Origin of the sequence: Marinactinospora thermotolerans DSM 45154, assembly GCF_900167435.1 — a bacterium.
Taxonomy (GTDB): domain Bacteria; phylum Actinomycetota; class Actinomycetes; order Streptosporangiales; family Streptosporangiaceae; genus Marinactinospora; species Marinactinospora thermotolerans.
This window is the reverse complement of record NZ_FUWS01000013.1, coordinates 1-17,857: the sequence shown is the minus strand read 5'-3', so window position 1 is coordinate 17,857 and position 17,857 is coordinate 1. Positions and strand designations below refer to the sequence as shown.

General features: G+C 69.5%; 22 protein-coding genes and 1 pseudogene. 15 read left to right on the top strand and 8 right to left on the bottom strand.

The features are described 5' to 3' along the window. The first annotated feature begins 52 nt into the window (after nt 1-52). The 3 genes from B5D66_RS21030 to B5D66_RS21020 all read left to right on the top strand — a co-directional run bounded on the left by B5D66_RS21030 (nt 53) and on the right by B5D66_RS21020 (nt 1,989). Entirely contained in the window at nt 53-316 is a 264-nt protein-coding gene (locus tag B5D66_RS21030; protein ID WP_078763532.1) for a phosphoribosyl-ATP diphosphatase, read from the top strand. 83 nt (nt 317-399) lie between these two features. Next, nucleotides 400-1,254, top strand: a complete 855-nt coding sequence (hisG, locus tag B5D66_RS21025; RefSeq protein ID WP_078763531.1) for an ATP phosphoribosyltransferase — start codon at nt 400-402, stop codon at nt 1,252-1,254. 39 nt (nt 1,255-1,293) lie between these two features. After that, entirely contained in the window at nt 1,294-1,989 is a 696-nt protein-coding gene (locus tag B5D66_RS21020; protein ID WP_078763530.1) for a spermine/spermidine synthase domain-containing protein, read from the top strand. Nucleotides 1,990-2,068: 79 nt separating this feature from the next. On the opposite strand, the gene trxA is transcribed toward B5D66_RS21020, so the two are convergent. Further along, entirely contained in the window at nt 2,069-2,452 is a 384-nt protein-coding gene (gene trxA, locus B5D66_RS21015; RefSeq protein WP_078763529.1) for a thioredoxin, read from the bottom strand. Between the two features lie 203 nt (nt 2,453-2,655). On the opposite strand from trxA, the gene B5D66_RS21010 reads away from it, so the two are divergent. Further along, entirely contained in the window at nt 2,656-3,018 is a 363-nt protein-coding gene (locus tag B5D66_RS21010) for a YidH family protein (protein ID WP_078763528.1), read from the top strand. Next, on the top strand, nt 3,015-3,386 hold the full coding sequence (locus tag B5D66_RS21005; protein WP_078763527.1) for a DUF202 domain-containing protein: 372 nt from the start codon (nt 3,015-3,017) through the stop codon (nt 3,384-3,386). Before B5D66_RS21010 ends, B5D66_RS21005 begins: the two co-directional genes overlap by 4 nt. 15 nt (nt 3,387-3,401) lie before the next feature. On the opposite strand, the gene B5D66_RS21000 is transcribed toward B5D66_RS21005, so the two are convergent. The 3 genes from B5D66_RS21000 to B5D66_RS20990 form a co-directional block, all read right to left on the bottom strand. Beyond that, the gene (locus B5D66_RS21000) at nt 3,402-4,391 is read right to left on the bottom strand and encodes an NAD-dependent epimerase/dehydratase family protein (RefSeq protein ID WP_078763526.1); all 990 of its coding nucleotides are present in this window, start codon (nt 4,389-4,391) and stop codon (nt 3,402-3,404) included. Nucleotides 4,392-4,455: 64 nt separating this feature from the next. Continuing rightward, entirely contained in the window at nt 4,456-5,169 is a 714-nt protein-coding gene (locus tag B5D66_RS20995; RefSeq protein WP_078763525.1) for a PIG-L deacetylase family protein, read from the bottom strand. 95 nt (nt 5,170-5,264) lie between these two features. Then, a complete protein-coding gene (locus B5D66_RS20990; RefSeq protein ID WP_200813738.1) occupies nt 5,265-5,963 on the bottom strand; it encodes a WbqC family protein in 699 nt (232 codons plus the stop codon). A gap of 369 nt (nt 5,964-6,332) precedes the next feature. Between B5D66_RS20990 and B5D66_RS20985 the strand changes: the two genes are divergently transcribed. Together B5D66_RS20985 and B5D66_RS20980 are read left to right on the top strand one after the other, a co-directional pair. After that, on the top strand, nt 6,333-7,892 hold the full coding sequence (locus tag B5D66_RS20985; protein ID WP_078763523.1) for a glycosyltransferase family 2 protein: 1,560 nt from the start codon (nt 6,333-6,335) through the stop codon (nt 7,890-7,892). A 123-nt stretch (nt 7,893-8,015) separates the two neighbouring features. Continuing rightward, nucleotides 8,016-8,366: a DUF3817 domain-containing protein gene (locus B5D66_RS20980; protein WP_078763522.1), complete on the top strand. Its 351-nt coding sequence runs from the start codon at nt 8,016-8,018 to the stop codon at nt 8,364-8,366. Here the strand turns inward: B5D66_RS20980 and B5D66_RS20975 are convergent. Further along, nucleotides 8,333-9,172, bottom strand: a complete 840-nt coding sequence (locus B5D66_RS20975) for an SURF1 family protein (RefSeq protein WP_078763521.1) — start codon at nt 9,170-9,172, stop codon at nt 8,333-8,335. The genes B5D66_RS20980 and B5D66_RS20975 overlap by 34 nt on opposite strands. A 469-nt stretch (nt 9,173-9,641) precedes the next feature. On the opposite strand from B5D66_RS20975, the gene B5D66_RS20970 reads away from it, so the two are divergent. After that, complete coding sequence (locus B5D66_RS20970) at nt 9,642-10,748, top strand: hypothetical protein (protein WP_078763520.1); 1,107 nt, start codon at nt 9,642-9,644, stop codon at nt 10,746-10,748. Nucleotides 10,749-11,246: 498 nt separating this feature from the next. On the opposite strand, the gene B5D66_RS20965 is transcribed toward B5D66_RS20970, so the two are convergent. Continuing rightward, complete coding sequence (locus B5D66_RS20965) at nt 11,247-11,804, bottom strand: DinB family protein (protein WP_078763519.1); 558 nt, start codon at nt 11,802-11,804, stop codon at nt 11,247-11,249. A 366-nt stretch (nt 11,805-12,170) separates the two neighbouring features. On the opposite strand from B5D66_RS20965, the gene B5D66_RS20960 reads away from it, so the two are divergent. The 7 genes from B5D66_RS20960 (at nt 12,171) to B5D66_RS20930 (ending at nt 16,648) form a co-directional block, all read left to right on the top strand. After that, entirely contained in the window at nt 12,171-12,938 is a 768-nt protein-coding gene (locus tag B5D66_RS20960) for an alpha/beta fold hydrolase (RefSeq protein ID WP_078763518.1), read from the top strand. A 32-nt stretch (nt 12,939-12,970) separates the two neighbouring features. Beyond that, nucleotides 12,971-13,411 carry a fluoride efflux transporter FluC gene (locus B5D66_RS20955; RefSeq protein WP_200813737.1) on the top strand — a complete coding sequence of 147 codons (441 nt, stop codon included), beginning with the start codon at nt 12,971-12,973 and terminating at the stop codon, nt 13,409-13,411. Beyond that, entirely contained in the window at nt 13,408-13,770 is a 363-nt protein-coding gene (gene crcB, locus B5D66_RS20950; protein ID WP_078763516.1) for a fluoride efflux transporter CrcB, read from the top strand. The genes B5D66_RS20955 and crcB overlap by 4 nt, the downstream gene beginning before the upstream one ends. A 233-nt stretch (nt 13,771-14,003) precedes the next feature. After that, nucleotides 14,004-14,888 (top strand): ABC transporter ATP-binding protein, encoded by an 885-nt coding sequence (locus B5D66_RS20945; RefSeq protein WP_078763645.1) that lies wholly within the window; start codon nt 14,004-14,006, stop codon nt 14,886-14,888. Beyond that, entirely contained in the window at nt 14,885-15,739 is an 855-nt protein-coding gene (locus B5D66_RS20940) for an ABC transporter permease (protein WP_078763515.1), read from the top strand. Before B5D66_RS20945 ends, B5D66_RS20940 begins: the two co-directional genes overlap by 4 nt. Nucleotides 15,740-15,807: 68 nt before the next feature. Beyond that, nucleotides 15,808-16,089 (top strand): helix-turn-helix transcriptional regulator, encoded by a 282-nt coding sequence (locus B5D66_RS20935; protein WP_078763514.1) that lies wholly within the window; start codon nt 15,808-15,810, stop codon nt 16,087-16,089. Between the two features lie 13 nt (nt 16,090-16,102). Further along, the gene (locus tag B5D66_RS20930) at nt 16,103-16,648 is read left to right on the top strand and encodes a hypothetical protein (protein WP_144390239.1); all 546 of its coding nucleotides are present in this window, start codon (nt 16,103-16,105) and stop codon (nt 16,646-16,648) included. Nucleotides 16,649-16,708: 60 nt separating this feature from the next. On the opposite strand, the gene B5D66_RS20925 is transcribed toward B5D66_RS20930, so the two are convergent. Further along, entirely contained in the window at nt 16,709-17,353 is a 645-nt protein-coding gene (locus B5D66_RS20925) for a class II aldolase/adducin family protein (RefSeq protein WP_078763512.1), read from the bottom strand. 153 nt (nt 17,354-17,506) lie between these two features. Continuing rightward, nucleotides 17,507-17,766 (bottom strand): annotated as a pseudogene (locus B5D66_RS26620) (IS982 family transposase); the annotation flags it as partial. Nucleotides 17,767-17,857 lie beyond the last annotated feature (91 nt).

Sequence of the window (17,857 nt, the reverse complement as noted above, 5' to 3'; positions counted from 1 at the left end):
CCACCTCGCTCTGCGCCTAGGCTAGAAGGGCACCTCGTCTAGGAAAGTGATCATGAAGACCTTCGAAGAGCTGTTCGCCGAGCTGTCCGAGAAGGCCCGTGTCCGCCCCGAGGGGTCGGGGACGGTCGCGGCCCTCGACGCCGGCGTCCATGCCATCGGCAAGAAGGTCGTCGAGGAGGCCGCCGAGGTCTGGATGGCAGCCGAGTACGAGTCGGACGAGCGCGCCGCCGAAGAGGTCTCCCAGCTCCTCTACCACCTCCAGGTCCTCATGCTGGCCCGCGGTCTGCGCCTGGAGGACGTCTACCGGCATCTGTAGGTCGGTCCCGGGCCGTCCCGAGACCGGCCGCGCGTCGACGTCCCCACGGCAACCTCCGTCGATGAGTAGAGGAAGAGACCTCAATGCCTGACCAGCTCCGTATCGCCGTGCCCAACAAGGGCCAGCTCGCCGAACCCGCCAGCGCCATGCTCCGCGAGGCCGGCTACCGCCAACGCAAGGACTCCCGCGACCTCGTCCTGGTCGACCCGGACAACCAGACCGAGTTCTTCTTCCTGCGCCCCCGGGACATCGCCGTCTATGTCGGAGAAGGCATCCTCCAGGCGGGGATCACCGGCCGGGACATGCTCATCGACTCCGGCGCGCAGGTCGAGGAGGTTCTGCCGCTCGGGTTCGGGGCGTCGACCTTCCGGTTCGCGGCGCGCGACGGCGCGTCGATGAAGCTCGACGACCTGCGGGGCAAGCGCGTCGCCACCTCGTTCGCGGGTCTGCTGCGCGGCTACCTCGACGAGCACGGTATCGACGCCCGGGTGATCCACCTCGACGGCGCCGTCGAGAGCGCGATCCAGCTCGGCGTGGCCGACGCCATCGCCGATGTCGTCTCCACCGGCACCACGTTGCGCAACGCCGGGCTGGAGATCTTCGGCGACCCGATCCTGGAGTCCGAGGCCGTGGTCATCCGTCAGCGTGACGCGGCGGACGACCCCAAGCTGGAGCAGATGCTGCGCCGGTTGCGGGGCGTGCTGGTCGCGCGCGACTACGTGATGATGGACTACGACGTCCACGCCGAGCACCTCGACGACGCCATCGCGCTCACCCCGGGGATGGAGGGGCCGACGGTCTCCCCGTTGCACCGCGAGGGGTGGGTGGCGGTCCGCGCCATGGTGCCGCGCGCCTCCGCCCAGCAGATCATGGACGACCTGTGGCAGATCGGCGCGCGCGCGATCCTGGTCACCGACATCTACGCCTGCCGCCTCTGAGCCCGTACCACCGCGACACCGAAAGGCCCGCCCCAGGAGATGAGCGCGTTGTTCCCCTCCCCGGAGTCCGAGGAGCCCGTTGTCGTGGAACGCGCGATCGGGAGGACGGGCGGCGAGGTGGTCCTGCGACGCGTGGGTGCCGACTGGGAGCTGGTCGCGAACGGGGTCTTCCTCATGGATACCCGTGACGGTGCCTCGGAGCGCGCCATGGTGCGCGCCTCGTTGGACGCGCTGCCCGCCGACCGCACCGGCGCGAGGGTCCTGATCGGGGGCCTGGGCATGGGGTTCTCCGCGCGTGAGGCCCTGGACCACGCGCGGGTCGCCCACGTCCACGTCATCGAGCTGGAGCCGCTCGTCATCACGTGGCACGCGGGACCGCTCGCGCCGGTCGCCGGACGGCTCCTGGAGGACCCGCGTTGTGAGGTGACCTGCGCCGACCTGGTTTCCTGGTTGGAGGAGGCCACCGGTTCCTACGACGCGATCTGCCTGGACACCGACAACGGGCCCGATTGGACCGTCACCGAGGGCAACGAGCGCCTCTACCGGCCCGCCGCGCTGGACCGGTTGGAGCGGTTGCTCTCCCCCGGCGGGGTCATCGCCTTTTGGAGCGCCATGCCGGCCCCGGAGTTCGCGCTGCTCCTGGAGCGGCGTTTCGGCGCCGTCGAGGTGATCGAGGTTCCGGCCCGCCGCGGCGGGCCCGACCTGGTCTACCTGACCCGGCCCCGACGGGGCTGATCCGGGTCGTGGGCCGGGTCTGGACCAAGAACGGGGCCGTACCGGGAGATCCGGCACGGCCCCGTCCGGGGTTGACGGGTCAGCCCTGGGGCTGGGCGCCGTCGCCCTGCTGCTTGGCGATCTCCTCGCGCACCTTGTCCATGTCGAGTTCGCGGGCCTGACGGATCAGGTCTTCCAGCGCTTCCTCGGGCAGCGCGCCGGGCTGGGCGTAGATCACCGTCTTGTCGCGGACGACCATCAGGGTCGGAATCGACTGGATCTCGAAGCTGGCGGCGAGTTCCTGCTGGGCCTCGGTGTCGACCTTGGCGAAGACCAGGTCTGTGTGCTTCTCCGAAGCCCGATCGAAGACCGGGCCGAACATCTTGCACGGACCGCACCACGACGCCCAGAAGTCGATCAGCACGAAGTCGTTGTCGTTGAGCGTCTCGTTGAAGTTGTCCTTGGTCAGCTCGATGGTAGCCACGGAGTCTCCTGATCGCGATGGGGTTTTCTCTCGTAGAGCGGTCTTGCCCGTTGTTTTGTTCCACAAGCCTCTCCGTGGCATGGAACACCTCCCCGCAACGTCAATTTCCGACAAAACCCCTGATAGATACCGACTTGGGAGGAAAATCCCGTCGAGGCTACCCTCAGGCTGTCGGGGCGGAGAACCGATGAGACGGGGGAACGGTGGGACTGCTGCCAGACCGGGGGCGGACCGGTGAGGAGGGGGAGCCGGACTACCGCTTCACCCTCGCCAACGAACGGACCTTCCTCGCCTGGATCCGTACGGCCCTGGCCCTGATCGCGGGAGCGGTCGCGGTACTGCACCTGGTTCCGCTCCAGTGGACCCCGTGGGCGCGGATGACCGTGGGCCTGGCGCTCACGGCCCTGGCGGTCGTCATCACGGTCTATGCCCCGCTGCGCTGGATCCGCGTGCAACGGGCCATGCGCCAGGGCCGACCGCTGCCGGTGAGCGCGCTGCCGGTGATCACCACGATAGGCGTCACGCTGGTGTGCGCGACCGTCGTCATCGGAAACTACTGGCCGTGAGCCGGCGTCCGGGAAGGGACCCGGGACTCCAGCCGGAACGGACGCTCCTCTCCTGGCAGCGCACGCTCATCGTCGTCATCGCGACGGTCCTGCTGTACGTGCGTGACCCCTTCCACGACGTCACGGCGGCGACCGGGCGCGCGGTGGAGGCGCTGCACCGGTTGCCGATCGGCCTGGTGGTGCTCGCCGTGGCGGGGGTGTTGATGGTCCATGTCCGCCGGCGATGGCGGGCGACCGACCACGGCTGCCACGACGACGCGACCGGCACCCCACCGGCGCCTGTTGCCCGGCCGTGGGCGTTGTTCCTGCTCAGTGGTTCCGTGGCGGCCCTCGGTGTCGTGGTCGCGGTGACCGCGGTACTCGGGTGAGGGCCGCCGGCCCGGTCAGGCGATCGTCACCCGCGGCGAGGGGGCGCCGGCACGCTTGTACTCGATGATGGAGGTGATGATGTCGTCGAGCCGGCGCTGTGGCTCGTATCCGATGAGGTCGGCCGCCAGGGAGGTGTCGGGCATGCGCCGTTGCATGTCCTCGTACCCCTCGCCGTAGGCGTCCTCGTAGGAGACCAACCGCACCTCGCTGGTGGAGCCGGTCAGCTCGATGACACGCTCGGCCAGGCCCTTGATGGAGACCTCCTCCATCCCCCCGAGGTTCACGGCCTGGTTGTAGGCCGCGGGGGTGTCCATGAGCCTGACCATCGCCGGGATGATGTCGAACACCGAACCGAAGCAGCGCCGCTGGGTGCCGTCACCGTAGACGGTGATCGGTTCGCCGGCCAGGGCCTGAGCGACGAAGCGCGGCACCACCATGCCGTAACGACCGGTCTGACGGGGACCGACGATGTTGAAGAACCGCGTGATGACACAGGGCAGGCCGGTCTCCTGGCCGTAGATGTAGGCGACGAGTTCGTCGAGCCCCTTGGCCGCGGCGTAGGACCAGCGGCTCTTCAAAGGGGATCCCAGGATGCGGTCGGCGTCCTCGGTGAGGCCGTCCGCGTCGTTCTTCCCGTAGACCTCGCTGGTGGAGGCCACCAGGAAGCGGGCGCCGTGGGATGCGGCGGCCTCCACGACGTTCTCCGTGCCGTGCAGGTTGATGCGCAGCGACTGCAACGGCTTGTCCACAATGGTGTGGACACCGACCGCGGCGGCCAGGTGGAACACCGTGTCGCAGTCGCCGACCAGGTCGCCGACCAGTGACTTGTCCAGGATGGAACCCTTGACCAGCTCGAAGGCGGGATTCCCGATGAGCTGTTCGAGGTTGCGTTCCGACCCCGTTGACAGATCGTCCAGGACGACCACCTCGTGCCCGTGGGCGACGAGGTAGTCGCAGAGATGGGAACCTATGAACCCGGCACCGCCGGTCACAACGGCCTTCATCGTCGTTTCCCCTCCAAGGGTGCTTGGTGTCTTCCCTGTCACAGGTCCCGGGCCGCGTCGGGGCTCAGGCCAGCCAGCGCAGCGTGTGGTAGCCCTCGGCGAAGGCCACCCCGCTCTGCATTCCGCGCAACGCGGCCAGGCTGCGTAGCGTCAGCTCCGAGCGGGTGTGCGGATGCCCGTGGATCTGGGTTCCGTAGAGGCGCATGGCGGTGATCTTGTCGTCGAGATGCTCCTCGGTCAGTTCCACGAGGAGGTTGGGCGAGGTGGTGGCCTCGTAACGCCACTGGTCGGCGGCCTCCTCGTAGGCCAGGACCAGGCGAGGATGGTGCCGCATCCGGTTGTCGGAAGGGCGCAGCGCGGTGTGCACGGCCTCGGCCGTGGCGCGATGGTCCTGGTTGTAGCTCGTCCAGTGGGGCGTGATGACCACGCTCGGGCGGAGCTCGGCGATGGCCAGAGGACTGTGGCGTTCGATCGCGTTGGCCAGTTCGAATCGTGGCAGCCGGTCCAGCTTCAGGTGGTACTCGTCGCCGGGGAAGGCGATGTTCCAGTCGTCCCAGCGGTAGAAGTCGGCGACTTCCTTGATCTCACGGAACCGCTCCTCGGCGGTGGACAGCCCCGCCGCGGAGAAGTCCGCGGTGTCGCCCACCGTGATGAACTGGACGAAGACCTCGGCTCCGGCCGCCTTCGCCTTGCTCATCAGCCCGCCGCACCCCAACGTCTCGTCATCGGGGTGAGGCGCGAAGATGAGAATCCGTTCCTTGGCCCAATCGATCGTCATGCCATGTCCTAACAGGGGGATTGCGGGTACGGAGTCACGCGGGAGGTATGCGGGATGCCGTGGCCGGCGGGACGGCGGCCGTGCCGCCGGGAGATCTAGCCGTCGGTGACGCGTGCCGCGCGCACCAGCTCCATCCCTTCGGGTCCGGCGTTGAGCAGCAGGTCCACAGCGGCCAACCGGGGCAGGAACTCCCCTCCCTTGCGGTGGAACTGCGGATACTCGGGATGCCGGAAGTTCTGCCACTCCACTTCGACGCCGTAGCGGCGGAAGACCTCCGGATCGACGTAGCCGCGGGCGCCGTCGCCGGAGAGCATGGTGTCGGCGCCGACCTTCGCGGAGATCTGGGCCAGGAGTTCGCTTTTCTGGCCCGGGAATTCCCCGAGTTCACTGGAACGGACAACCGGGGTGGTGATCCCGAAGGCGTTAAAAATGAAGTAAGTAGTGGCCAATGAGATGTCGATGAGGCGTTCCCAATCGGTGTCGTAGATGGCGGTGATCTCTGGACCGAAATCCTTCCAGAATGGGGCCGTCCGGTAGCCGTGTTCTGAGATAGCCCGTAGATGTTTTTCCCGCCATGGCCGGGTTCGGTCGATGACCTTGTCCCGGATCTGTTCGTTGCGGCTCCGGTTGACCACGGGGACCGTCAGCAGGACCGGGCCGCTCTTCGAGGCGATGTAGTTGCGGTTCTGCCACCCCCTCCGTTCGTACTGGACGTGGTCGAGCACAACGAACAGGTCGCTGCGATCGGCCTTGTCAAGGAGCCCCAGCCAGGGCAGATAGTGCGGCTGGTGCATGGCGACGCGCACTGTGGTTCCCTTCCGAGGCGTTGTGTGCCTGATGTGGCGCCGGCACCGGGAGGGCCGTCCACCACGTGGCCCCTGCGCCCGTCTCACGGATGGTTCCGTGGATGATTCGGCTTCCCGGTGGTCTTGAAGGTGAAGGAGCGAATACGAGGAAAGTTCGTAGAACAGGTGGCGCCAACTAAGCCCCTTCCGGTATTGCATCAATGGGGCACAGCGGTCGCAAGTCCGGGCATAGGATTTGCGTGGCCTACATAGGTCGCGATCACCGGTGAACTAGTCCCATAGGGGATGCGTCAACATATCGCCGGTTTCGTCGGTTACCGGTCGGCCGGAACCCGCCTGCACCCCGGAGGACAACCAGTGCGAACGGCACGTTTCATCGGAAGTTGGCTCGCGGGACTGCTCGCCTTGACGTTGGCGGTCGTCCTGTTCGTGCAATGGATCCGCTTCGCCCTCGACTCAGCGGGCACGGGAGACACCCCGGCGCCGCTGTTCCTCTGGATGGCGTTCGGGGTCAACCTGCTCGTCTGGTCCTTCGTCGGCCTGCTCCGTCTGGGAGACGAGTCGATTCAGACACTCGCCCGCCGCCGGGCCAGGGCGGTCGCGAGCGGGCACACGACCGAGGACAGGGCCCTCGGCGCGGTCGCCGAACGCGGCCGTTCCCTGGTCAGGGTCCGCTCCTCGGCCCAAGACGGCGACGGCGGTGACGACGTGGGGAATACCACGGCCGTCGCCGTCCGGACGGAATCGGACACGGCCGATCCCGCTCCGCCGCGGACAGCGGCGGAGCCGATGGCCCTGGCCGTCATCATCCCGGCCCACAACGAGGAGCCCGTCATCGACGGGGCCATCAGGTCGGCCCTGCGCCTGTTCAACCGCTGGGACATCTACGTCGTCTCCGACAGCTCCAACGACGCGACCGCCGACATCGCCGCCGAGACCGGTGTCAACGTCTTGGAGCTGCTCAGCAACCGCGGCAAGGCGGGCGCCATCGAAGCCGTGATCGCCGAGTTCGACCTGATCGAGAACTACGACGGCGTGGTGATCCTCGACGCCGACACCGAGCTGGACGAGAACTACGTCGAGGGGGCCCGGCGGCAGTTCGGCGATCCCACGGTCGCCGCGGTCGCGGGCTTCGTCGTGGCCGAGTGGAAGCCGAAGGAGCGCACGGTCGTGGGACGGCTCATCTCGGCCTACCGCGACCGGCTGTACTGGCTGCTCCAGTACCTGATCCGCTTCGGCCAGACCTGGCGGTTCACCAGCGCGACGTTCATCGTGCCGGGGTTCGCCAGCGCCTACCGGACCAGCGTCCTCAAGCACATCGACATCAACCCGCGAGGTCTGGTGATCGAGGACTTCAACATGACCTTCGAGGTCCACCACAAGAGCCTGGGGCGCATCTCGATGCGGCCCGACACCAAGGCCTACTGTCAGGACCCCTTCACCTTGGGCGACTACGTCAGCCAGGTGCGGCGCTGGACGCTCGGCTTCTGGCAGACGGTCCGGCGCCACGGCGTCTGGCCGAGTCTGTTCTGGTTCGCGCTGTTCTTCTACATCCTGGAAGTCGTGCTCGTCGCGGTGACCCTGCTGACCACGGTCGCGCTCGGGGTGTTCACCCTGCTGCCGATGCTCACCGACGACGCGGTCCTGGCGTTCGGGTGGTACGAGAGCGGCTACGCCGCGGTCACGGCGGTGCTTCCCCTGACCGTCATCGCGGTCGGCCTGTTCGTCCCCGACTACGTGCTCACATGCGTCATGGCGATGGTCCGGCGTCGGCCGGGCTACCTCGTCTACGGGTTGTTCTTCCTGCCGGTCCGCGTGATCGACGCCTATCTGACGCTGCGCACGATCCCGCAGGCGTGGACGGCGAAGTCCGACGGGCGGTGGAAGAGCCCGGAGCGCTCCGCCCAGACGCTGTGACGAACCCGGATAACGGCTGCTCACCACAGCACTTAGGCTCAGGGAGGAAGAACGCCCTCGGCGGTGCCCGTTCCCTCGGGCGCCGCTGAGGGCGTGTGCCGTCCCTAGTCCGAGGTGCCCTCTGTGGAAAAGAAGCGTCTCCCGCTCACGCTGTATCGGGTGCTGGCCTATGTGACGGGTGTGTGGCTGCTGCTGCTCACCTTCGTCGCCATGCCGGTGAAGTACCTCTACGACGAAGACACCTGGCTCATGCCGGCGATCGCCATCCCCCATGGGTACATCTACATGGTCTACGTGCTGGTCGTGCTGTGGCTGGCGATGGATCGCAAGTGGCCCGCCCTGCGGACGGTCGGGGTCATGCTCGCCGGCACGATCCCGGTGCTCGGTTTCTTCGTCGAGCACCGCATCGTCCGCCAGGAGAAGGCGGCCGAGGCCACGCCTCAGTCGGCCTCGACGCCGACCGCCGAACGCTGAGGCTCGTCCGCCGAGGCGGAACCGGGTGCGCCGCTGCCGGGGCCGGCCCCTTCGGAACGGTGGTCCGCGAGTTCGCGTCGCATCAGCGAGACCCAGAAGGCGATCGCGGCCACCGCGAAGACCAGCCACTGGGCCGCGTAGCTGAGGTTGCGGAAGTTCCAGGTGATCTTGGTCTCGGGCGGCGGCGGTGGCATCTCGCTCAGCCCCGGCGTCGAGCCGGCGCCGCCGGGGCTGTGCTCCGACAGCGCGACGTATCCGCCATAGAGCTGATAGGGCCACTCGTTGACGAGCAACGCCGGGGAGATGCGCTCGATCTGGCCTTCGGGGACGGACATCGCCGAATACCCCTCGGACGCCTGGTCCTGTGGCATCATCAGCCAGCCGTCCACGGTGACCTCTCCGGACGGGAGCGTGTCGAGGTCCTCGGCGGTGGTCGCCTCGGGGATCCAGCCCCGGTTGACGATGACGGCGACGCCCTCGTCGGTGACGAGGGGGACGATCACGTTGTAGCCCTCCTCGCCCTCGGGTGACAGCGCCGGCGACAGGAGCTGGGAGCCGGGGTCGTACTCGCCCGTGGCGGTGACGGCTTCGTTCGCCAGCGTCTGCGGCATGTACTCTCCGGGAGCGAGCATGTCGCCGAGCGCGCTGGCGTTGGCGAGGTCCTCCACCGGGTTGGTGATGGCCTCACGCGAGGGCTCCTGGGAGCGTTCGAACTGCCAATAGCCCAGCAGGGCGCAGCCGACCACGGCGAGCACGGCGATCAGGTGGAGTCCGAGCCAGCGAGGCTGGAGTAGAGGAAAGCGCACCTGTCCAGGCTATGTGCGTCTGCCGTGCGCGGCGCGTCACCCCCCTGCTGAAGGAGGGCGCGTCAGGACTTGGCCTGGATGAGAACCAGTCCTGGCGATTACTTTAAGTAATTGACTGTCACCGACGGTTGTCCTGGCAGGTGAGGCTGGATAATCTATGTACCAGCGAGGGAGAGATAAGCACTCTCCATCCGCTTCGCGAACTTTATAGAGGCCGCCGGCTCCAGGGGGGAGGAGTCCGCGGCCGTTCCCGAGGCGAGGGCCGTCTCCGTGATTTTGAGGGGGGACACGGAGGCGGCCCTCGCGCTTTCGCGTGTCCGCGCCCTTCTCCCCGTTCCTCCGCCCGCTTCCCGCCCTTCGCGCCGCCCCTGCGCCTGCCGGCGGTGGCCCGCCACCACTGGGCGGTTCCGTGTCGTAGGAGGGTGCCAGGATCACCGCGATCCCGACACCGACGACCTGAGGGAACCGAATGCCGGACATCCACGTGGACGACAGCGACGTGCGGGAACTCGCGCGCAGGCTCCGTGAGGCCCGCCCCGGGGACTGGCGGGAGGGGGACCTGCGTCGGGTGGCCGCGACCCTGGGGTGGGAGTGGGACGAGGGGACGCCGCCGCGGCTGCGCACCGGACTGCCCGCTGGAGACGCCTGGCTGCGTCCGGTCGGCCGGTATGAGAGCGACTACACGGACACCGAGGAGTTCGTCGGTCTGCATGTCCCGTTGGCCAGGATCGAGGGCGGTCCGCAGGAGAAGGCCCACGCCTTCGCTCGCGCCGCCGGCCTCGTCCACCAGGCTCTGGGCCGTCCGGCGTCCATCATCGGTTCCTACGGCAACCTCGGTCCCTTCTTCGACTCTCCCCCGGGCTGGGGAGCGCCCTTCCGGCGTTGGCGCGACCAGAGGACGGGGACGACGCTGGAGGTGCACGCCGGTGCCGGCGGTCCCGAACTCCTCCTCTTCCCCAACGACCCCGTCGAGGGCTGGATGTGGCGGCAGGGGCATGGTGCCCCCTACGCCCTGAGCGGCTTCTTCGCCACCTCGAACGCCGGGGAGAACGCCGGACTGGGGATCCCCGGGAAGTGGCGCGCCGGCGACTGGGCGGAGTTCGCCCGGACCCTGGCCGACTTCCTGCGCAACCTGCCCGCCGAGACCCTGGCCCTGGGGATCGGGCTGTCCCTGGGCGTCCACGGCAGGATTCCGGGCACCCACGGGCCGTGGGTCTTCCACATCGCCTGCGAGGGGACCCTGGAACTCGCGGTGTACCCGCTGGAGGGGGAGGGGATCAACCTCGCGTCCCTGGGCCTGCCCGACCTGGGCTGGATATCCGCCGCCGAGAGACCGGCGCGGCTGGACCACCTTGAGCGGGTCGCCTACCACTCCGACGGGTTCGCCCCCGGCGAGGCCGACGGCACGCGGCTGGCCTGGATGCTGGTCGAGACGGCCAAGGCGCTGGGCATCCCCTCGCCCGGGGACCTCTCCCTGATCGACTCCGCCGAGACGATCACGGTCCTCGACGGCGAGGGCGGCCGACACCGCTACCAGGCCGACTACTACGGACTGACCCTCTCCGAGAACCCGTGAGCCGACGGACCTCACCGGGGAGCGCCGGGGCTTCCCGGTGAGGTCGGCGTCCGTTCCTCCTCGGCCCGCGCGGCATATAGGTGGAGGTGCAGGTTCGCGATCGATCCGCTCTGGACGACGGTTCCCGAAGCCGACCCCGTGAAGCGGTTCTCCACGCCCGGCACCGGTCCGGCCCGGGGGTCCCTCCCCGGAGGGGCCCGCCCCTCGGGGGAGGGACCCGACTCAAGGCGGCGGAGCAGGAGGCGGGCGTAGCCCCGGCCGAGGGTGACGGCGAAGGCGACGAGTCCGCAGAGCAGGGCGAGCAGGAGGATCGCGACGATGACCGCGAGGAGAAGAAGGGCAGGCTCCGCTAGTCGGCTGAGCCGTAAGAGGGGTGCGCCGACCCTCCAAGCGCGAAGTGGTACATCGTCACCGTGGTGGGAAGCCTAGCCCGAAAGGCCGGCGTGGGGAAGGGGAGGACCGCGCAGCAGCGGTCCTCCCCTTCCCCACGCCGGCGGGTCACCCCTGGAGGGCGCCCTCGCCCCAGGCCGCGGTGGTGGACGCCCCGTCCAGCGACTCGCGGATGATGTCGGCGTGCCCGGCGTGCTGGGAGGTCTCCCTGATCAAGTGGAGCAGGATCCGCCTGACCGACCAGGCGCTTCCCGGAGGGAACCAGGGAGCCGGGGGCAGGGGGCAGAGCCGGTCCAGATCGGGCAGTGCGGCGAGGGCCTCCGCGGTCTCCCGCGCCGCCCGCGCGTAATCGTCGAGCAGACCGGCCAGCGTCTCCCCGGCCGTCATGTGGAAGTCGTCCGCCCACGCCTTCCGCTGCTCACGCGCCGACTCCCGTGGCCGGTCCGTTCCGGCGCGGCCGGACATGATGTCCACCCAGCCGCGTTCGGTCCGCGTGACGTGTTTGATCAACCCGGCGAGCGTCAGTTCGCTCGCGGTCGTGCGCCGCGAGGCCGACACGTCGTCCAGGCCGCGCACGGTCAGCCGGAGGGTGGCGCGCTGTTCGGCCAGGATCGACATCAGGTCGGCGCGCTCGCCGGTGGGCGAGGTCGTCTCCAGGGCTGTCATGGTGTCCGTCCTTCCGTTGCTCGGGAGACCGAGGTTATGGAGAATTGCGGTCGATTCCCGTCCGCAATCCGGGGTCGATCTCCCTGGGCGCGTCGTCCACGCGGAACATGGGGGACCCTGCTCTCGGGGAGGGGCGGTCGCCGGCGAGGAAGGCGGGACCGGGCACCGGAACGCGGCTGTCGGACCGCTCGGAAGGGGACCGGCGGGGCGTCGCGGGGGACCGCCGACACGCCACCGGCCACGATGGGAGCGGCGTCACGGGTGTGCCGCGGAGGAAGGGCGGTGGAGGCGGTCCAGTGCGGGAAAGGCCCCTACACCACCTGGGATTGGCGGTAGGCTTTTGACCGGCTGTCCAGGAGGTCGTACATGGCCGTCGTTCCCCTTCAGTACCGGTTTGACGGGCCCCGACATGCGCCGGTGGTACTGCTGCTGCCCCACCTCGGCGCGAAGTGGTCCATGTGGGAACCCCAGATGCCCGACCTCACCCGCGACCTGCGCGTCCTGCGCGTCAACCATCGTGGGCACGGCGGCTCTCCCGCCCCCCAGGGCGCCTACAGCGTCGCCGAACTCGGCGGGGATCTGCTGGCCCTTCTCGACACGTGCGAACTCGAACGCTTCTCCGTGATCGGCGCCGGCCTGGGAGGTATGTTGGCCACTTGGCTGGCGGCCCGAGAGCCTGATCGGGTGCACCGACTGGCCCTGCTGGCGACGTCCGCGTGGGCGCCGCCGGCGCGCCGGTGGCAGCGTCTGGCTTCGCAGACGCGGGCCGGGGGAACGGTCGCGGTGGTCGAGGAGGTGACCCGCTCCTGGTTCACGCCGGCCTTCGTGGACCGCCGTCCCGACATCCTCGCCCGGATGGTCGAGGAGTTCGAGTCGGTGGACCGGCAGGGGTACGCGGGATGCTGTGACGCTCTGGCCGAGGGCGACCAGCGCGCGGCGTTGTCGAGGGTGCGGGCGCCCACGGTGGTGGTGTCCGCCGCGCACGACCCCGTCCTTCCGCCGGGGCACGGCCGCCGGTTGAGCAACGGCATCCCCGGCGCCCGCTTCGAGGTGGTCTCGGGGGCCGCGCACCTGGTCAACGTCGAACGGGCGGATCGGGTCAACGAACTGCTGGTGGCACACGTCGCGTCCTGACCCGGGCCGGGACGCCGACAGGGGGCACGGGGATGGACGGTTCCGGTAGGCGAACGGAGAACCCGGGAACGGGGGCCGTGCTCGTCGCGGTCTCCCTCGGCGGCGCCCTTGGGGCGGTCGCCCGGTGCCTGGCCGGTGCCGTGCCCGGCGTTTCCGAGACGGGGCTCCCCTGGGTCACGTTGCTGGTCAACGTCAGCGGCTCCTTCCTGATCGGCGTCCTGATGGTGTTCGCCGCGGCCCTGTGGCCTCAGCGCCGGCTCACGCAGGCCTTCCTGGGAACCGGCTTCCTCGGGGGGTACACCACCTTCTCCACCTACGCGGCCGACGCCGGGATGCTGCTTGAAAGGGGCGACGCCGCGGCCGGGCTCGGCTACCTGGCCCTGACGTTGTTCGCCGCACTGGCCGCCGTGGCGCTGGGCAGCGCCGCCGCCTCGCTGATCGTCCGCTCCCGTCCGGTGGGGGGCCGGCGGTGAGCGTGCTGCTCGTCGCGGTCGGCGCGGCGGTCGGCGCGCCGTTGCGGTATCTCGTGAGCCGGTTCGTGCAGGCCCGGCACGACTCGGCGTTTCCCTGGGGGACGCATGTCGTCAACGTCGTGGGCTGCCTGCTCATCGGGATGGTGGGCGCGCTGACGCTGCCCGGTTGGGGGATGGTCCTGGTCGTCACGGGTTTCCTCGGCGCCTTCACCACCTATTCGACCTTCGCCTACGAGACCTTCCAGCTCGCGGTGGGGCGGCGGTTCCTCCTCGCCGTGATCAACGCCGCGGTGACCGTCGCCGCGGGGATGGGGGCGTTCGTCCTGGGTGAGGCGATCGTGCGCGCCCTCACCGGCTGAACCCCGGTTTCCCGCGGGGCCTTCGGGCCCACCCTTGTCCCGATCACCACGTCCATCGCCGTCCTGTCATGCGGTAGGGAAGCATCTCTTTTTCGATATGTAGTACATGTGCTATCAATAGTCATAGGGAAACGATAGACAAGAGGAGACCTGTGACAGTGGTGAACGAGCCGCGCGCCGTCCCCGCGCGCATCGGGTCCACCGAGACCGTGGTCGAGGTCCGTGACCTGTGGATGCGTTACGGGCAGGTGGAGGTGCTGAAAGGGGTGGACTTCACCGCGCGGCGCGGCGAGGTGCTGGCTCTGCTCGGTCCCAACGGGGCCGGCAAGACGACGACCATCGAGATCCTGGAGGGATTCCGGGCCCGTTCCTCCGGTCATGTGCGGGTGCTGGGAACGGACCCCGCGGAGGGGGACGAGAGGTGGCGGTCCCGTCTGGGGATCGTGCTCCAGTCGTGGCGCGACCACGGGAAGTGGCGGGTCCGGGAGCTCCTCGGCCACCTCGCCGCCCACTACCGGCCCCACTCCGAGCCGGATCGCGTCCGACCCCGTGACGTGGACGAGCTGATCTCCACGGTCGGCCTGGAGCAGCACGCGAACAAGCGGGTCTCGATGCTGTCGGGGGGCCAACGGCGCCGACTGGACGTGGCGATCGGGATCGTGGGACGGCCGGAGCTGCTGTTCCTGGACGAGCCGACGGCCGGGTTCGACCCGGAGGCGCGCCGGGACTTCCACGATCTGGTGCACCGCCTGTCGGACCTGGAGGACACCACGGTCCTGCTGACCACCCACGACCTGGACGAGGCGGAGAAGCTCGCCGACCGCATCCTCATCCTGGCGGGTGGCCGCATCGTCGCCGACGGCAGCGCCGAGACGCTGGCGCGCGGTGTCGCCCGCGACGCCGAGATCCGGTGGACCAGGGGTGGAGACCGCTACGTGCACACCGCGGACGACGCCACCGCCTTCGTCCGCGACCTCTTCGACCAGTACGGCGACGCGGTCACCGACCTGGAGGTCCGGCGGGCGACCCTGGAGGACGTCTACCTGTCCCTGGTCCACCGCCACGAGACCGGACGAACGGACGAGGCCGCCATGGCCTTCGAGAAGGAGACACGATGACATCGGCGGCCCACACGCTCCGGATCGGGATCGCCCGTGGCTGGATCGAGTTCCGCCAGACCCTGAGGACGCCTTCGGACCTGGCCTCCTATCTGCTCAACAGCGTGATCATGCTGGTGATCCTGTCCTTCCTCGACCGTAACGAACCGGCGGCGGGGGCGATCTCCCTCGGCATGATCGGACTTCCCGGCGCCCTCGCCACGATGATCGTCTTCGGAGGGGTCACGTCGATGGCCCAGTACCTGTCGATCGAGCGCGAGGACGGCACGCTGCTCCGTTGCCGGGCGCTGCCCGGCGGAGTCGCCGGCTACCTCACCGGCAAGGTGGTCAGCGTCTCGCTGATGACGCTGCTGTCCATGCTGGTGATCCTGCTCCCCGGCCTGTTCCTGATCGACGGCATGCTCGGCAACGGGATCTCCACCCTGCCGACGGCGCTGTGGGTCACCCTGCTCGGTCTCCTGGCGACCCTCCCCTATGGGGCGATCGCCGGGGCGTTGTTCACCAACCCGCGTGTCGCCACGGGCATCATGCTGGTCCCGATCATGGGCCTGATCGTGATCTCGGGGGTCTTCGCCCCGATCGACGGGTTCCCCGGCTGGATCCAGACGGCCGCCCAGGTCTTCCCGCTCTACTGGCTCGGGCTGGGAATGCGTTCGGCCTTCCTGCCCGACACCGCGCTGGCCGTGGAGATCGGGGAGTCCTGGCGGACCCTGGAGACCGTGGGGGTGCTCGGCGCCTGGGCGGTGGTCGGCCTGATCCTCGCCCCGATCGTGCTGCGCCGGATGGCGCGCCGGGAGTCGGGGGCGGCCATGGAGGCGCGCAAGCACAAGGTGATGCAGCGTGTGGTCTGAGCCGGCGTGGGTCGTTCCGGTGGGCCTGACGCCCTGCTGTTCCCTCCGGAAACCTAGGGGGAGCCGACGTGGCCGGAACTGAACGGACGAGCCCGCGGAGCAGGACGAAGGCGGGCGTCGCGAGCGAGACGATCTACAACCGCATCGCGGTGCTGCGGGCCGAGCGGGGCGTCTCCCGGCGCCAGCTCGCCGAGGCACTGGGCGTGCACTACCAGACCGTGGGCTATCTGGAGCGCGGGGAGTACAGCCCCAGCCTGTACCTCGCGCTGCGGATCGCGCGTTACTTCGAGGTTCCGGTGGAAGTGGTCTTCTCGATCACGCCCTTCCCCCGGATCGGCAGTGGGGAGTAGGAGTATGGGAACGGTGCGGGAACGCGCTGGCGAGGTCGGCGTCGGAGGCTGGTGGGACCGGCTGTTCGCCGGGGCGCTGGAACAGGCGCTGGGCAACGAACGGCTCCGCCGCCGCTGGGCGCCGCGGAGCAGACGCAGGAAGCTGGTGATGGCGGAGGCGGCGGCCACCGTGGCCACCCTGGCCGTGTTCGGCGCGGTGACGCCGTCGTCGCGCCCCTGGGGGCTCCTCCTGGCGCTGGGGGTGCTGACCGTCCTCACGTGCTACCTGGCGAGTCAGGTGAACATCGCGACCCGGCTCATCACCGAGATAGGGACCCGGGCTCTGGACGAGCGCCAGCTCGCCTGGCACACCCGGGCACGCACGGTCTCGCACGGGGTGACCAGGGTGTCCCTGCTCGTGCTGTGGGTGGCGGCCTGCGCCGCCTGGGGCGGGGAGATCGACGTCCCCGCGCGGGTCCTGATCCCGCTGATCGGGTTGGCCACGTTCCTGCACGTGGGCTTTCCCGCGGCCTACCTCGCCTGGACACTGCCGGACGAGCCGGTCGACGACGAGGAGTGACCCCCGGCGGGACCGGCGGAAGCGCCCGGCGGTCCCGTCGCGCACCCGCTCCGGGCGCGTTCACACGATGTCGGGGCCGCCCCAGCCGTAGGTGTCGCGGTGCCGGACCTCGGCGAGTTCGTCCTCGGTGAGGACGCGGGGGGCGCCCAGTGTCCGGGCCCGGATGTAGACGTCACACAGCCACTCCAACAGGCCGAAGCGCTCGATGGCCTGTCCCAGGTCGGCGCCCAGGGCGATTCCGCCGTGGTTGGCCAAGAGCGCGGCGTTGCGGCCGGCCAGGGCCTTGCAGACCTGGTCGGCGAGTTCGCCGGTGCCGTAGGTGGCGTAGGGCGTGACGGGGATGGCGCCGCCCAGCCGGGCGGCGGCGTGGTGGATCGGCGGAAGCTCGGCGAGCGTGGCCGCGACCGCGGCGGCGGCGGGGGAGCCGGCGCGGACAACGGCACCGGCGTCACCGGTGCGGTGCACCGCGAGGTGCATCGTGGTCTCCGCCGCGGGGTCGCGACGGCCCTCCAGGAGGCGGCCGTCCAGGGAGAGGACCGGGCAGTCGGCGGGCTCGGTGCGGTCGGGGGCGACACCGGCCGGGGTCACCACGACGAGCTCGCCGGCGCGGACGCTGACGGTCGGGGACTCGCCCGGGACCGGGCCGTCACCGGCGAGACGGCGGACGGCGAGGCAGACATCCCTGCGGTGTTGTTCCAGCAGCATGGTTCCTCGAAGGGGATCGGCGCGTGTGGGCAACAGGAGGCGGGGGGTCCCGGCGGGGGGAGGCCGAGGAGTAAGGCATACCTAAACTACGTCAACCGGCCCGGTCCGTCACCCGGGAGCCCCCTTCCGTCACTTTGGGCGGCCGGGCTGGATCGCTGCCGTGCGTGGGGCTGGTCCCGGATCGCGCGGGTGAGGGTCGTATTCGGACGGGTCTGGCCGGCGGGGCAAGAGGTGGCCGATACGGGCGGGGGCGGCGCGTATCCAGTGACGCTTGGAGTCATGGCGTAGCAGGACCTGGGCCACCGCGACGCAGACCGGTTCGGCGTCGGTGAGCAGCCGGTCGGGGCCGCGTTTGACGGGTTGTCCGCGCGAAGGCGGGACTGGTCGTCCAGGTGGACGGAGAGTGCACTCAGAAGGGCGTCAGGGTTGGTCGGCGCACACCGACCCTCGACGCCCTTCGCCGTGTCCGCGGGAGATCCAGAAACCCCCCATCAACGATCCAGC

Coding starts and splice junctions, on each gene's coding strand:
- B5D66_RS20995 (WP_078763525.1), bottom strand. CDS start 5,169: ATGACGATCGATTGGGCCAAGGAACGGATTCTCATCTTCGCGCCTCAC.
- B5D66_RS20970 (WP_078763520.1), top strand. CDS start 9,642: ATGCCGGACATCCACGTGGACGACAGCGACGTGCGGGAACTCGCGCGC.
- B5D66_RS20940 (WP_078763515.1), top strand. CDS start 14,885: ATGACATCGGCGGCCCACACGCTCCGGATCGGGATCGCCCGTGGCTGG.
- B5D66_RS20925 (WP_078763512.1), bottom strand. CDS start 17,353: ATGCTGCTGGAACAACACCGCAGGGATGTCTGCCTCGCCGTCCGCCGT.
- B5D66_RS20945 (WP_078763645.1), top strand. CDS start 14,004: ATGCGTTACGGGCAGGTGGAGGTGCTGAAAGGGGTGGACTTCACCGCG.
- B5D66_RS21030 (WP_078763532.1), top strand. CDS start 53: ATGAAGACCTTCGAAGAGCTGTTCGCCGAGCTGTCCGAGAAGGCCCGT.
- B5D66_RS21020 (WP_078763530.1), top strand. CDS start 1,294: ATGAGCGCGTTGTTCCCCTCCCCGGAGTCCGAGGAGCCCGTTGTCGTG.
- B5D66_RS20960 (WP_078763518.1), top strand. CDS start 12,171: ATGGCCGTCGTTCCCCTTCAGTACCGGTTTGACGGGCCCCGACATGCG.
- B5D66_RS20955 (WP_200813737.1), top strand. CDS start 12,971: ATGGACGGTTCCGGTAGGCGAACGGAGAACCCGGGAACGGGGGCCGTG.
- B5D66_RS20990 (WP_200813738.1), bottom strand. CDS start 5,963: ATGCACCAGCCGCACTATCTGCCCTGGCTGGGGCTCCTTGACAAGGCC.
- B5D66_RS21000 (WP_078763526.1), bottom strand. CDS start 4,391: ATGAAGGCCGTTGTGACCGGCGGTGCCGGGTTCATAGGTTCCCATCTC.
- hisG (WP_078763531.1), top strand. CDS start 400: ATGCCTGACCAGCTCCGTATCGCCGTGCCCAACAAGGGCCAGCTCGCC.
- B5D66_RS20965 (WP_078763519.1), bottom strand. CDS start 11,804: ATGACAGCCCTGGAGACGACCTCGCCCACCGGCGAGCGCGCCGACCTG.